Origin of the sequence: Falsiroseomonas sp. (assembly GCF_051860665.1) — a bacterium.
Classification (GTDB): domain Bacteria; phylum Pseudomonadota; class Alphaproteobacteria; order Acetobacterales; family Acetobacteraceae; genus Falsiroseomonas.
The window spans coordinates 117,229-130,279 of record NZ_JBHYDM010000006.1; the positions used below are offsets into that span (position 1 = coordinate 117,229).

A 13,051-nucleotide genomic window follows, 5' to 3' on the forward strand; every position below is an offset into this window, starting at 1 on the left:
TGTGGATGATGCCGCGCGCGCTAAAGCAACGCGAGCCGGCTGTTGCGCTAGCCCTTCGATGTATGTCCGGTCATTTGCCCGCCATGTCGTCCCCCACGCATGCCAGCTGCATGCAGCAAAGGGGCCGTCTGGTGGCTCAGCAGGTCCTTGGGCATCCGGTCTCGACCCTGTCACGGAATTGCGATGATGGCGAAGCTGCGCGGCCTCGCCAATCGTGAATCTGCCTTTTGGATGACGAAGCCTCTCCGTGCCGTACCGGCCTGGCTGTGACGTGCCCCTGGGGGAGGGCTGTGCATCTTCCGGGCCAAGGCCTGCAGCCGCCCTGGCGGCGGTCGTTCCGCTCTGCGCCAGGAGCTGGATGCTGCGCCGCTGGTCATGGCGGCCTTGTCCTTGGGCAGTTTCTCCACGCCGTCGTCGCGGAAGCGGGGCGGGTGCCGCTGGCACGCCGGTTGCTGGCCCATCCCCTGCGGCGCTTTGGTGGCCCATGCGGATGGAATGCGCGATGAAGGACCCAGCAGATGGCGCGGCGATCACCGCCGGCCTGTTCCATGTGGCGGTGAAGACCAACGACCTGGCCGCCACGAACGCCTTCTACACGCGCATCATCGGCCTGCGTCCGGTGGCGCGGCCGGATTTCGGCTATCCGGGCGCATGGCTCGCCGTGCCCATGCCGGGCGGTGCGGCCATCCTGCATGTCTATGCCGGTGGCCCGGCCTTGGGGCCGGAAGGGCGCGCGCCGGTCGGCACCGGGGCCATCGACCACATCTCGCTCTCCTGCCACGGCTACCATGCCTTCATCGCGCGATTCCGTGCGGCCAAGCTGGATTGGCGGGAGTTCTTGGTGCCGGGGACGAACCTCTGGCAGCTCTTCGTGCACGACCCCTCCGGCGTGCAGCTGGAGCTGACCTTCGATGGTATGGCCGAGCATGGCCCGCGGCCGGACCAGTCGACGCATCGCCGCTACGTCGCTGGTGCCAGCTTCCACGACCCCGCTACCTATCCGACCCTTGCGTGAGGATGCCGCCATGATCCGCCGTCGCCCGCTTCTGCTCGCCGCCCTCGCCACCCCCTTCGTCGCCCGCGCCCAGGCGGCGGATCGCGTGCGCGTCGCGGTCTTCAACGTCTCCTCCGCGCTGCCCTACTACGTGGCGGTGGAGCGCGGTTTCTTCGCGGCGGAAGGGATCGAGGCCAGCGCGATTCCGCTGCAGGCGGCGCCGCTGATCGTGCAGGCCATGGTCTCCGGCGATGTCGAGGCGGCTTCGAACCTGGTGACGCTGGAGGGCGCCAATATCAACAGCCGGCGCGCGAATACCGCCGTCTACATCTCGCTCAACGGCCAGAACGCGCAATACCGGATGGAGCAGTTCATGGTGCGTCCCGGCTATGCGGCGCAATCTCTGCGCGACCTGAAGGGCGCGCGCATCCTCTCCGCACCCGGACCCGCCAATGTCTCCGCGGCGAAGGCGGTGCTCGCCGTGGTCGGTCTGCAGGAGGGGCGGGACTACACGATCCAGGAACAGCAGATGGGCGTGCATGTCGGCGCGCTGGCGGCCGGCACCTTCGATGCGGCCTATACGCTGGAGCCGGTGGCGACGATCGCGGAGCGGGCCGGCGCGGCGCGGCGCGGCGGCTGGAGGCAGGCGTCATCGCGACCCATCTGCTCGGCCGGCCGGAGGCCCTGGCCTTCGCCGCTGGCGCTGCGCTGACGGGCAAGTTCCTGCAGGAAAAGCCGGATGTGGCGCGCCGCTTCGCCAGCGCCTGGTCCAAGGCCTGCGCGCTTATCACCAGCGATCCCGCCAGCGTGCGTCCGCTGCTGGTGCAGCATATGCAGACCTCCGCCGAGCTTGCCCCCACCGTCCCGCTGGTGAATTTCCGGATGGTGCGCGACCTTTCGCCGCAGGACATCTCGGATTTCCAGAAATTCGTGGACCTGGCGGTCGCGCAAGGCGTGGTGCGCAGCGCCATTCCGGTCGGCAGCTTCCTGCGCGCCCTGTGAGCCTGACCCCGCGCGAGACCGCCATCACCATCCGCGGGCTGCGCAAGGCCTTTGGCGGGCAGCCCGTCTATTCGGGCTTCGACCTGGATGTGAAGCGTGGCGATATCCTCGCCATCTTCGGGCCGAATGGCTGCGGCAAGTCGACGCTGATCAACATGGCGGCCGGTCTGCTGCCGCGCGATGGCGGCGAGATTCTGTATGACGGGCGCGAGGTTTCCGAGATCCGCGTCGGCTACGTCTTCCAGAACTACCGGGAGGCGCTGTTCCCCTGGCGACGGGCCGCCGAGAATATCCGCTATCCGATGCGCCGCATGGGACTGCCGCCGACGCAGGTGGAACAGCGGCTGCAGGGCCTGGCCGAGCGTTTCCGGGTGCGCTTCGACCTGAACCGCTACCCCTACGAATTGTCCGGCGGCCAGCAGCAGCTGGTCTCCATCATGCGGGCGCTGGCGGTGGAGCCGGAGGTGCTGTTCCTCGACGAGCCCTTCTCGGCGCTGGACTTCGAAACCACCCTGTCGCTGCGCGACCTGCTGCAGCGCGTGCTGAAGGAGCTCGGCATCACCACCATCCTGGTCTCGCACGACCTGGAGGAATCCATCATCCTGGCCGACCGCCTGCTGATGCTGACCCGCCGGCCGACCACGGTGGCGGATGACGTGCCGATCGGCCTGCCATGGCCGCGGCAGGCGGAGGAGCTGGCCTCGCCCGGCTTCGTCGCGCTGAAGGCGCGCTGCCTCGACGTGTTCCGGAAGGCAGTGGCGGCATGAGGGCGCTGACCGGGCCGGCGCTTGGCGCCCTCGGCTTCGTGCTGCTGTGGCAGCTGGCCGTGCTGCTCCGGGTGGCCGACCCCATCCTGCTGCCGCCACCGGCCGAGGCCTTCGCCGAGACCTGGCGCGGTTTTGCCGATGGCACGCTAGCGCATGACACCTGGCGCACGGTGCAGCGCACCGGCCTCGCCTTCCTCATCGCCAGCGCCATCGGCGTGCCGCTGGGCGTGGCGCTGGGGGCGCAGGAGAAGCTGTACCGCGCTGTGGAATTCGTGGTGGACTTCTTCCGCTCTACCCCGGCCTCCGCCCTGTTCCCGCTGTTCCTGATCCTGTTCGGGCCGGGGGAGGGCACGAAGGTCGCCGTCGCGGCCTTCGGCGCCGCGCTCGTCATCCTGTTCAACGCCGCCTATGGCGTGATCAATGCGCGGCGCACCCGCGTGCTTGCCGCGCGCATCATGGGGGCCTCCGGGCCGCGCATCCTGGTGGATGTGCTGATCTGGGAGGCACTGCCGCAGATCCTGGTGGGCATGCGCAGCGGCATTTCGCTGGCGCTGGTCATCGTGGTGGTGGCGGAGATGTTCATCGGCTCCACCGACGGCCTCGGCCATCGCGTGATCAATGCGCAGATGCTGTTCGAGAGCGGGCTGATGTATGGCGTGATCTTTGTGGCCGGCGCGCTGGGCTATGCGCTCAACCTGCTCTTCATCCTGCTGGAGAAGCGCTTCGTGCACTGGTCCGGGCGTTAGGGGCTCAAGCGACGTCCCTGTAGAGCTGGCGCAGCCTGTCGAGGAAGGGCGCCTTGCTCTTCTTGCGCGTGCCTGCCACCACGTCGTTTGGCGGGATCAGCGTATCGGAAGCTTCCATCGAGAACTGCCGCACGAATTCCACCCGCGCATCCCGCGCCGCCGCCACCGCCGCCGCATTGCCGCCCGCACGCAGCACCCGCGCCGCGACCACCCCGCATTCCACCGCCTGTGTCGCGCCCTGGCCGAGCGTCGGCACCATCGCCTGCGCCGCGTCGCCCAGGAACAGCGCCCGCCCCTCCAGCGCATGGCGCAGCACCGGCACGATGGCGGAGCGTGCCCAATGGATCTGTGCGACGTGCCGGTCGATCTGGCCCAGCATCCAGGCCACCGCGTCGCAGGGCGTGCCGGAGGCCGGCGTGAACAGCGCGCGCTGCGCCGCGGCGGTCTTCATCGCTTCCGGCACCTGGCCATCGGCGGGCAGAGGAAAAGTGCCGGCGATATAGACGGCGCCACCCGGCACGCGGAAGGACAACAGGCGGGCATTGCCGTTGAACCATTGGCCGTATTCGTCATAGGGGCAGTCCGCCGCATCCGTCACCAGCAGCCGCCAGATGCAGACGCCGAGCAGCGTGGCCGGTGGCTCGCCCGCCGCCAGCGCACGCAGCCGGCTGTAGCGGCCATCGGCGCCCACCAGCAGGTCGAAGCCACCATGCCGCACCAGCCCTTGATCCGTGCGGAAGACAGGCACGAGGCGGCCCGCCGAATCCTCCTCCAGCGCCTCCAGCGCATGCCCGTTGCGCGTGCAGCCTGCCACGGGGGCGCGCAGCAGGCGGTAGAGCTCGGACCAGCGGATCCGCACGCCGGGCTCCTCGGCCACCTCCTGCATGTCGAGGTCGAAGAGCCGCGTTCCGTCCACCAGGTCCACGAACCAGCGCTGCCAGGGCAGGGATGCCGCGCGCAGGGCAGCGTGGCGCTCCGGCATGTGAAGCCGCAGGGCCTTCAGCGCATTGGGGCCGATGTTCAGCCCGGTGCCGGCCTCCGCCTGGTCACCAGGGGCGACCCGTTCGAAGGCCGTGACATCGAAGCCCGAAAGCCCTTCCGCCAGCAGGCTGCCCGCAACGCCGGAGCCGATGATGCCGATCCGCATGAAGTCATGCCCCAGAAATCGCGCAACCCCGTGCAATCGGTGCGCCAGAGGCAGTATGCTCCACCCATGCCAAGCCTCGCCATCCACCGCCTGCCCATGGCCCATCCGGGCGATCTGTCCTCCCTGGCCGCGCTGATCGATCGCGGCGAGGTCCGTGCCACGGATATTCGCGCTGTAATCGGCAAGACCGAGGGCAATGGCGGGCTGAATGATTTCACCCGGGGCTACTTCACGCAGTCGCTGATGCTGCTGCTGTCACGCCACACGGGCGAGGTCTCGGCCGCACTGGCCGCGCGGATTCCCTGCGTGCTGTCCGGCGGGACGGAGGGCGCGCTCTCGCCGCACTATCTGGTGTTCGCCGTGGATCGCGTTGCCGCGGGCCCACGCGGCCTGGCGCTCGGCACCGCGTTCAGCGCAGCAACGCCGGCTGCCGAGATCGGGCGCGAGGCGCAGATTGATTCCGTTGCGCAGGCCGTGCGCGATGCCATGGCGGATGCGGGCATCATGCGTGCCGAGGACGTGGTGCTGGTGCAGGTCAAGGCGCCCTGCGCCCAGGCGCCGGGACCGGAGGCGCGCAGCACCGATCCCCGCCTGCTGATGGCGCTGTCCCGTGCCGCGGCGGCCTTCGGTGTCGGACGCGCGCTGGGCGACATCATGGAAGGGACGGAGGAGCATCTTCTGCGTGACCTCAGCAAGTTCTCGAACCGGGCCAGCATCTCCTCCGGCATCGAGGTGACGGCGAATGAGGTGGTGGTCTTCGGCCATGCGGAGGGCTGGGCGCCCGGCCTGACCGCCGGCGTGGCGCCGATGGCCGATCTGCTCGATCTCGATGGCGTCGTCGCCGCCTTCTACGCCGCCGGGCTGGAGGCTGCGCCCTCCGTGCCCGCTGTCCAAAGGTCGCGCGTGATCGGCGTCTTGGCGAAGGGCGAACCAGAGAAGTCCGGCGCCATCCGTGGCGCGCGGCACACGATGCTGGGTGACACGGATCTCGATGCACAGCGTCATCTGCGCGGTGCGCTGGGTGCCATCGTGGCCAGCGTTGCCGGCCACGGCCAGGTCTTCGTCAGTGGCGGGGCGGAGCATCAGGGCCCGCCGGGCGGCGGCCTGGTCTGCGTCTTCGCCCGCGCCGGCTGATCCCGTTCAGCGCGCCGCGTCGACCACCGCATGCGTCCAGGCGCCGGTCGGCGCGCGGGTGATCACGGGCGATTCGCCGCCCGAGGACAGCAGCGTCTGCACCGTGCGCTCGTAATCCGCCGGGTCCAGGCGGCCGCCGCCGGTGGTGTCGAGCAGCTTGGCGATCTCCGCCATCATGCGGCGCTGATGCGCCTCCGTCTGCGCACCGGAGGTGTCGTTGTCCAGCACGATCGCCGCCGCAGCATCCGGGTTCTGGCGCGCCCAGTCCCAGCCCTGCATGGAGGCACGGACGAAGCGGCCCATGCGCGCGACGAAGGCGGCATCGGTCAGGCGGTTCTCCAGCACGTACAGCCCGTCCTCCAGCGTCGCCACGCCCTGGTCCGCATAGCGGAAGACGGTGAGCTGGTCTGGCCGGAAGCCGCCATCGATAACCTGCCAGTATTCGTTATAGGTCATGGTGGAAACGCAATCCGCCTGGCGCTGCAGCAGCGGGTCGACGTTGAAGCCCTGGCGCAGCACGCGCACCCCCTGCGGCGTTCCGTTGGTCGGCAGGTTCAGCCGCGCCATCCAGGCCAAAAAGGGATATTCGTTGCCGGAGAACCAGACGCCCAGGGTGCGGCCACGCAGATCCGCCGGCGCGCGGATGCCGGTCTCGGCGCGGCAGGTCAGCATCAGGCCGGACTGCTTGAAGGGCTGCGCGATATTCACCAGCGGTACGCCACGCTCGCGGCTGGCGAGCGCCGCCGGCATCCATTCCACCACCACATCGGCGCGTCCGCCGGCCATCACCTGCGGCGGGGCGATATCCGGCCCGCCGGCATTGATCCGCACATCGAGATTGGCGGCGCGGTACATGCCGCGCGCCTGCGCCACGTAGTAGCCGGCGAACTGCGCCTGGGTGACCCACTTCAACTGCAGCGTGACGCGTTCCTGCGCCTGGGCCGCCGCGGCACCGGCCAGCAGGCCGAGGCCCACCAGACCGCTCAGAATGCTCCGTCGCATATCATCTCTCCTGCTTTTCATGGGCGGACCGAGGGGTGCCAGAAGGTGGCGGCGCGCTCGGCCAGCGCGACCAGCCCGTAGAATGCCGAACCCGCGACCGCCGCGACAACGATTTCCGCCCAGACCAGGTCGAGCGCGAGTTTTGCGGCCTCGGTCGTGATGCGGAACCCCATGCCCTGGGTCGGGCTGCCGAAAAATTCGGCGACGATGGCGCCGATCAGCGCCAGCGGCGCATTCACCTTCAGCGCGGTGAAGATGAAGGGCAGGGCGGCGGGCAGCTTCAGCAGCCACAGCGTCTGGCCGGGGCTGGCGGCGTAGCTCCGCATCAGGTCCCGCTCCAGCGCGCCGGCGGCGGCAAGGCCCGCCACCGTATTCACTAGCATGGGGAAGAAGGTCATCGCGACCACGACCGCGGCCTTCGACTGCCAGTCGAAGCCGAACCACATCACCAGGATCGGCGCGATGCCGACGACCGGCAGCGCCGCCACCAGGTTGCCCAGAGGCAGCAGCCCGCGCCGCAGGAAGGGCAGACGGTCCGCCACCAGGGCCAGCGCGAACCCCGCGCCGCAGCCGATGACGTAGCCGGAGAGCACGGCCTTCAGGAAGGTCTGCGCGAAGTCGCTCCAGAGCATCGGCGCCGCCAGCCAGAACCGTGCGGCGATGGCCGAGGGGGCAGGCAGCAGTACCATGGGCACGGACAGGCCGAGCACCAGCACTTCCCACAGCGCCAGCACCGTGGCGCCGAAGGCCAGCGGCGCGGCGAGCGCGGCCAGGCCCTGCTCCGGCGCATCGCCCAGCCGCTGCACCAGCCAGGCGGCCAGGAGCGTGGCCGCGACCACCCCCGCCCAGAACCCCATGCCGCCGGCGCCGGCATGGACGGTTGCGATCAGCGCCGCGAAACCACCGGTGACGATCAAGGCGAGCAGGCCGGTCATGCTCGCGCGCCCATGCGCCGCGCCACCAGCCGCTCCGCCGCGCCCAGTAGGCCGACCAGCGTGGCGGAGAGGATCGCGGCGGCCAGCAGCGCCGCCCAGATCTGGATGGTCTGGCCGAAATAGGACCCCGCCAGCAGGCGCGCGCCCAGCCCCGCCTGGGCCCCTGCCGGAAGCTCCGCCACGATGGCGCCGACCACCGCCGCGGCCATCGCCACCTTCAACCCGGCGAAGAGAAAGGGCAGGGAGGCCGGCAGGCGCAGCTTCCAGAAGACCTGTGCCTGCGTGGCGGACCAGGTGCGCATCAGGTCCCGCGCCATGGCATCCGGGGCGCGCAGCCCCTTCACCATGCCGATCGCGATGGGGAAGAAACACAGATAGGCGGCGATGATCGCCTTGGGCAGCAGCCCTTCCAGCCCCATGGCGCCGAGTGCGACGATGACGATCGGTGCCAGTGCCAGCACCGGCACGGCCTGGGAGGCGACGATCCAGGGCATCAGGCTGCGTTCCAGCGCGCGGATATGCACCACCGCGACGGCCAGCAGCACGCCGAAGGCGGTGCCCATGCCGAAGCCCAGCAGCGCGGCCGAGAGCGTCACCCAGGCGTGATGCACCAGGCTGCGGCGGGAGGTGACGGGCAGAGTCGCGGTGCTGCGCCACAGCTCGTCCAGGATCTGATGCGGTGCCGGCAGCAGCGGGCGCGCATGGTTCAGCGTCAGCCGGACCATCTCCGTCATTCCCGGTGTGGCGCCGGCGCGGGCCTGCGTATCCGCCACCACCTGCCAGTTCATCCAGATGGCGCCGCCATACCACAGCAGCACCAGCGCCGCGCAGATGGTGAGGACGGGGAGGATGCTTCTAGACATCGTAGGAATGCCCGGCCCGCAGTCCTTCGCGCACCCGCTGAGCGATGCGCAGGAATTCCGGCGTCTCGCGAATTTCCAGCGGGCGATCCGGGCCGAGGTCGCAGTCCACGATGTCGGTGATGCGTCCCGGCCGCGGCGACATCACCACGATGCGGGTGGAGAGGAACACAGCCTCCGGAATCGAATGCGTCACGAAGACCACCGTTTTCCGGGTTGCCGCCCAGAGCTTCAGAAGCTGTTCGTTCAGATGATCGCGGACGATCTCATCCAGCGCGCCGAAGGGTTCGTCCATCAGCAGCAGCTTCGGCTCGAAAGCCAGCGCGCGGGCGATGGAGGCGCGCTGCTGCATGCCGCCCGAGAGTTGCCAGGGAAACTTGCGCTCGAAGCCGGAAAGGTTGACCAGCGCGAGCTGCGCCTTGGCGCGCGCCGCGCGCTCTGCCCGCGACATGCCCATGATCTCCAGCGGCAACTGGACATTGCCCAGGATGGTGCGCCAGGGCAGCAGCGCCGGCGCCTGGAAGACGTAGCCATAGTCGCGCGCCAGCCGTGCCTGTTCGGGCGTGCGGCCGTTCACGGTGATGCTGCCGATTGCGGCGCGCTCCAGATCGGCGATGACTCGCAAAAGTGTGGTCTTGCCGCAGCCGGAGGGGCCGATCAGGGACACGAACTCGCCCGGTGCGATGTCCAGATTGACATTGGACAGCGCCTGCACCGGCCCGTCGCGCGTCTGGAACACCAGCGACAGGTTGCGGGTGGCGATGACGGGCTCAGCCACGCTGCGTGATCTCCCAGAGGCGGGAGGGGCTGAGCGGCATTTCGAGGATCTCGATGCTCCGCGCCGGCAGGTCCAGCGCATCCTCGATCGCCTGTGCAAACAGCGCGCCGACCGGGATGGCGCCGGCCTCGCCCGCGCCCTTCACGCCGAGCGGGTTGAGCGGGGAGGGTGTCACGGTGTGGTCCAGTCGCATGCGCGGCACGTCCAGCGCGGTGGGGATCAGGTAGTCGGCGAGGCTGGCATTCAGCAGCTGGCCATTCTCGTCCCAGGCGAGCTGTTCGAAGAAGGCATTGCCGATGCCCTGCACCACGCCGCCATGGATCTGGCCGGCGAGGATCAGCGGATTGATCACCGTGCCGCAGTCATGCACCACGACATAGTCGAGGATGGTGGGGCGCAGCGTGCCGGCATCGAATTCCACGATCATCGCATGCACGCCGCTCGCCGTCGCGCCGCTGGCCGGGCCGAAATAGCTGGTGGCTTCCAGCCCGGGCTCGGTGCCCGGCGTGACGGCGCCGCGCATGGGATTGGCCAGGCCCGCCAGCCTGCCGAGCGTGATGGCATGGTCCGGCACGCCGGCCACATGCACCTTGCCATCGGCGAGGACCAGATCCTCCTCGGCACATTCGAAATGCGCCGCCGCGGTTCGCAGAACCTTCTGGCGCACCACCTTCGCCGCCTCATGCGCCGCGCTGCCCGCCACCACGGCGCCGCGGCTCGCGAAAGTGCCGACGCCCCAATAGAACTGGTCCGTGTCGCCGGTTGTCACCTCCACGTCCCGCACATCGACGCCGAGCTGTTCCGCCACCACCTGGGCGAAGGCCGTGGCGTGGCCCTGGCCCTGGCTGCCGATGCCGGTGGCCAGGCTGACTTTTCCTGAGCTCTGCACCTGCACCTTCGCACCCTCATAGGGGCCGATGCCGGTGCCTTCCACGTAGCAGACCAGCCCGATCCCCAGGCTGCGCCCGGCAGCCCGCGCTTCCGGCTGCACGCGCGTGACGAAATCCTCGTAGCCGATGGCGACCAGCGCCTTGTCGAGGATCGGTTCGTAGTTGCCGCTGTCGTAGGAAAGGCGCGAGAAGTCCTGGTAGATCACGCCCTGGTCGAAGGGGAAGGCATCGGCCGGGATGAAATTGCGCCGACGGATTTCCGCGCTGTCCAGCCCCAGCTCCCGCGCCGCCAGGTCCAGCAGCCGCTCCATCACGAAGACGCCGTGCTGCCGGCCGGCGCCGCGGTAGGGCGTGACCAGCGTGCGGTTGGTGAAGACCGCGGTGAAGCGGCTGTCATAGGCCGGCACCACATAGCAGCCGAGCAGCGTGCACTGGCTGTTCAGCGGCACCGTCAGCCCATAGGGATCATAGGCCCCCGTATCGTGCAGGAACACGTCCTTGATGCCGAGGATTCTTCCCTGCGCATCCAGCGCAATTTCGGCGTCGTGGATCTGGCTGCGCTCATGCGTCGTGGCGAAGAAATGCTCCAGCCGATCCTCGATCCATTTCACGGGCCGGCCGAGCCGCATCGCGGCCCAGGGGATGAGCACCTCCTCCGGGTAGAACATCATCATCTTCGGCCCGAAGCCGCCGCCTATATTGGGTGCGACGACGCGCACCTGCCGCTCGCTCAGGCCCAGCATGCCGGCCAGCCCGTTGCGGATGACGACGGGCGCCTGCGTCGTGTCCCAGACCGTCAGCCGATCCGCGCGTGGGTCCCATTGCGCCACCACGCCGCGCGTCTCCATGGGGATGGAGGCGCCACGGTCATAGGTAAAGCGGCGCTTCAGGAGGAGATGCGCCGCCCGCGCCGCCGCCGCGTAGTCACCGCGCGCCTGATGCACCTCGGCTGCGACATTGGTGCCGAGATCGGCATGCACCAGGGCGGAGCCGGGTGCCAGCGCGGCTTCCAGATCGCCGACCGCGGGCAGGATGTCCCATTCCGCCAGGATGTCGCCCACCGCGTCCTCGGCGATGTAGCGGCTTTCGGCCACCACCATGGCGATGGGTTCGCCGACATGCCGCGCCGTGTCGCGCACCAGCGGCACCTGGCAGCGCTGGTTGAACACCATGCCCGGCACGGGCGGTGGTGGCACCAGCAGCGGGCCGGGCTGCCAGTAGTCGCCGAGATCGGCCGCCGTCACCACCGCCAGCACGCCGGCGCGGGCGCGCGCGGCCGTCACATCCAGCGACAGCAGATGCGCATGCGCATGCGGGCTGCGGAAGAAGGCGACATGCAGCAGCCCGGGCAGCTCCACGTCATCGACGAACAGCGCCTCGCCGCGCAGCAGGCGCGGGTCCTCGTTGCGGGTCAGCGGGCGGCCAAAACTGTTCATGGGCGGCTTGCCCGCAGCACCGCATCGACGATGTGCTGGTAGCCGGTGCAGCGACACAGGTTGCCGGACAGCGCCTCCCGCACCTCGGCCTCATCCGGCTTCGGGTTCTCTTCCAGGAAGGCCGTCATGGTCATCAGGATGCCCGGCGTGCAGTAGCCGCATTGCAGGCCATGCGCGTCCCGAAAAGCCTGTTGCAGCGGGTTGAGCTGGCCGGGGCCGGGGGCGAGGCCTTCCACCGTGCGGATCTCATGCCCCTCCGCCTGCACGGCGAAGGCCAGGCAGGATCGCACCGGCGCGCCGTCCCACAGGATGGTGCAGGCGCCGCAGACGCCGTGCTCACAGCCCACATGCGTGCCGGTCAGGCCGATCTCGTGGCGCAGGAAGTCGCTCAGCAGCAGCCGCGGCTCCACCTCGCGCGTGTGGTCCACGCCATTCACCCGGATGGTGACCTTCATGCCGCGCGCTCCGCTGCCAGGGCCAGGGCGCGCGGTACCAGCACGCCCGCCAGGTGGCGCTGATAGGCGGGCGAGGCCTGCACGCTGCCCATCGGGTCGATCTCCGTCACGGCCAGCGCCGCTGCGGCCGCGAAATCCTCGGGGGTGAGCCGCGTGCCGACCAGGCTGGCGGCCGCGCGCTCCGCCAGCATCGGTGTCGGCCCTGCGCTGCATAGCGCCAGCCGCGCCGACAGGCAGCGCCCCTCCGGCCCGCGCCACAGCAGCGCCGCCACACCCATCATCGCATAGTCGCCACGCCTGCGCGCCACTTCCAGAAAGGATGTGCCGGTGCCGCGGGGCAAGGCGGGGATCCGGATCTCCGCCAGCATCTCCTCCTCGGCCAAGGCTGTGGCCAGGGGGCCGAGGAAGAAGTCCCGCGCGGGCACCACCCGTTCCCCCCCGTGCCAGCACAGGCGAAAACGCGCCTCCAGCGCCAGCATCACCGCCGGCATCTCGCTCGCTGGGTCCGCGTGGCACAGATTGCCGGCCAGGGTGCCGCGGTTGCGGATCTGCGGATGCGCCACCTCGGCCAGCGCCTCCGCCAGCAGCGGCAGGCGGCGCGCCACCTCGGCATCGCGCTCGATCCGCCGGTAGCGGCACATGGCGCCGATCCGCAGCGTGCCGTCCGCATCGAATTGCAGGGAATCCAGCGCCGCGACGCGGTTCAGGTCCACCAGCACCGCCGGCTGGGCGACGCGAAAATTCATCGCCGGCACAAGGGACTGCCCGCCGGCCAGGAAGCGCGCCTCCGCGCCATGCAGCGCCTTCAGCGCCAATGCCGCGGCGAGATCCTCCGGCGCATGCCAGGCGAAGGGGGCCGGCTTCAAATCGATATCCTCATGCGCCGAACCTGCCAGAAGCGCCCC

At 69.7% G+C, this 13,051-nt stretch carries 14 protein-coding genes; 6 read left to right on the forward strand and 8 right to left on the reverse strand.

Annotation, left to right across the window (positions count from 1 at the left end; genetic code table 11):
- Positions 1-502: 502 nt before the first annotated feature.
- From ACTIF1_RS08720 to ACTIF1_RS08740, 5 genes are read left to right on the forward strand one after another with little or no spacing between them, the layout of a single operon-like run.
- Entirely contained in the window at positions 503-1,015 is a 513-nt protein-coding gene (locus ACTIF1_RS08720) for a VOC family protein (RefSeq protein ID WP_439596004.1), read from the forward strand.
- 10 nt (positions 1,016-1,025) lie between these two features.
- On the forward strand, positions 1,026-1,706 hold the full coding sequence (locus ACTIF1_RS08725) for an ABC transporter substrate-binding protein (protein WP_439596005.1): 681 nt from the start codon (positions 1,026-1,028) through the stop codon (positions 1,704-1,706).
- Between the two features lie 29 nt (positions 1,707-1,735).
- Positions 1,736-1,996 carry a hypothetical protein gene (locus ACTIF1_RS08730; protein ID WP_439596006.1) on the forward strand — a complete coding sequence of 87 codons (261 nt, stop codon included), beginning with the start codon at positions 1,736-1,738 and terminating at the stop codon, positions 1,994-1,996.
- Positions 1,993-2,763, forward strand: coding sequence for an ABC transporter ATP-binding protein (locus tag ACTIF1_RS08735; RefSeq protein ID WP_439596007.1), 771 nt, complete (start codon positions 1,993-1,995; stop codon positions 2,761-2,763). Before ACTIF1_RS08730 ends, ACTIF1_RS08735 begins: the two co-directional genes overlap by 4 nt.
- Positions 2,760-3,509, forward strand: coding sequence for an ABC transporter permease (locus ACTIF1_RS08740; protein ID WP_439596008.1), 750 nt, complete (start codon positions 2,760-2,762; stop codon positions 3,507-3,509). The genes ACTIF1_RS08735 and ACTIF1_RS08740 overlap by 4 nt, the downstream gene beginning before the upstream one ends.
- 4 nt (positions 3,510-3,513) lie before the next feature.
- Here ACTIF1_RS08740 and ACTIF1_RS08745 read toward each other — a convergent pair whose 3' ends face one another.
- The gene (locus tag ACTIF1_RS08745) at positions 3,514-4,656 is read right to left on the reverse strand and encodes an FAD-dependent oxidoreductase (RefSeq protein WP_439596009.1); all 1,143 of its coding nucleotides are present in this window, start codon (positions 4,654-4,656) and stop codon (positions 3,514-3,516) included.
- Between the two features lie 66 nt (positions 4,657-4,722).
- Between ACTIF1_RS08745 and ACTIF1_RS08750 the strand changes: the two genes are divergently transcribed.
- Positions 4,723-5,790: a ring-opening amidohydrolase gene (locus ACTIF1_RS08750; protein WP_439596010.1), complete on the forward strand. Its 1,068-nt coding sequence runs from the start codon at positions 4,723-4,725 to the stop codon at positions 5,788-5,790.
- Between the two features lie 6 nt (positions 5,791-5,796).
- Here the strand turns inward: ACTIF1_RS08750 and ACTIF1_RS08755 are convergent, their stop codons facing one another.
- From ACTIF1_RS08755 to ACTIF1_RS08785, 7 genes are read right to left on the reverse strand one after another with little or no spacing between them, the layout of a single operon-like run.
- Positions 5,797-6,792: an ABC transporter substrate-binding protein gene (locus ACTIF1_RS08755; RefSeq protein WP_439596011.1), complete on the reverse strand. Its 996-nt coding sequence runs from the start codon at positions 6,790-6,792 to the stop codon at positions 5,797-5,799.
- A 17-nt stretch (positions 6,793-6,809) separates the two neighbouring features.
- Positions 6,810-7,727: an ABC transporter permease gene (locus ACTIF1_RS08760; RefSeq protein ID WP_439596012.1), complete on the reverse strand. Its 918-nt coding sequence runs from the start codon at positions 7,725-7,727 to the stop codon at positions 6,810-6,812.
- Positions 7,724-8,590 carry an ABC transporter permease gene (locus ACTIF1_RS08765; protein ID WP_439596013.1) on the reverse strand — a complete coding sequence of 289 codons (867 nt, stop codon included), beginning with the start codon at positions 8,588-8,590 and terminating at the stop codon, positions 7,724-7,726. Before ACTIF1_RS08765 ends, ACTIF1_RS08760 begins: the two co-directional genes overlap by 4 nt.
- Positions 8,583-9,365: an ABC transporter ATP-binding protein gene (locus ACTIF1_RS08770; RefSeq protein ID WP_439596014.1), complete on the reverse strand. Its 783-nt coding sequence runs from the start codon at positions 9,363-9,365 to the stop codon at positions 8,583-8,585. Before ACTIF1_RS08770 ends, ACTIF1_RS08765 begins: the two co-directional genes overlap by 8 nt.
- Positions 9,358-11,691 (reverse strand): molybdopterin cofactor-binding domain-containing protein, encoded by a 2,334-nt coding sequence (locus ACTIF1_RS08775; protein ID WP_439596015.1) that lies wholly within the window; start codon positions 11,689-11,691, stop codon positions 9,358-9,360. The genes ACTIF1_RS08770 and ACTIF1_RS08775 overlap by 8 nt, the downstream gene beginning before the upstream one ends.
- Entirely contained in the window at positions 11,688-12,146 is a 459-nt protein-coding gene (locus ACTIF1_RS08780; RefSeq protein WP_439596016.1) for a (2Fe-2S)-binding protein, read from the reverse strand. The genes ACTIF1_RS08775 and ACTIF1_RS08780 overlap by 4 nt, the downstream gene beginning before the upstream one ends.
- Positions 12,143-13,012, reverse strand: coding sequence for an FAD binding domain-containing protein (locus ACTIF1_RS08785; RefSeq protein ID WP_439596017.1), 870 nt, complete (start codon positions 13,010-13,012; stop codon positions 12,143-12,145). The genes ACTIF1_RS08780 and ACTIF1_RS08785 overlap by 4 nt, the downstream gene beginning before the upstream one ends.
- Between the last annotated feature and the right edge of the window lie 39 nt (positions 13,013-13,051).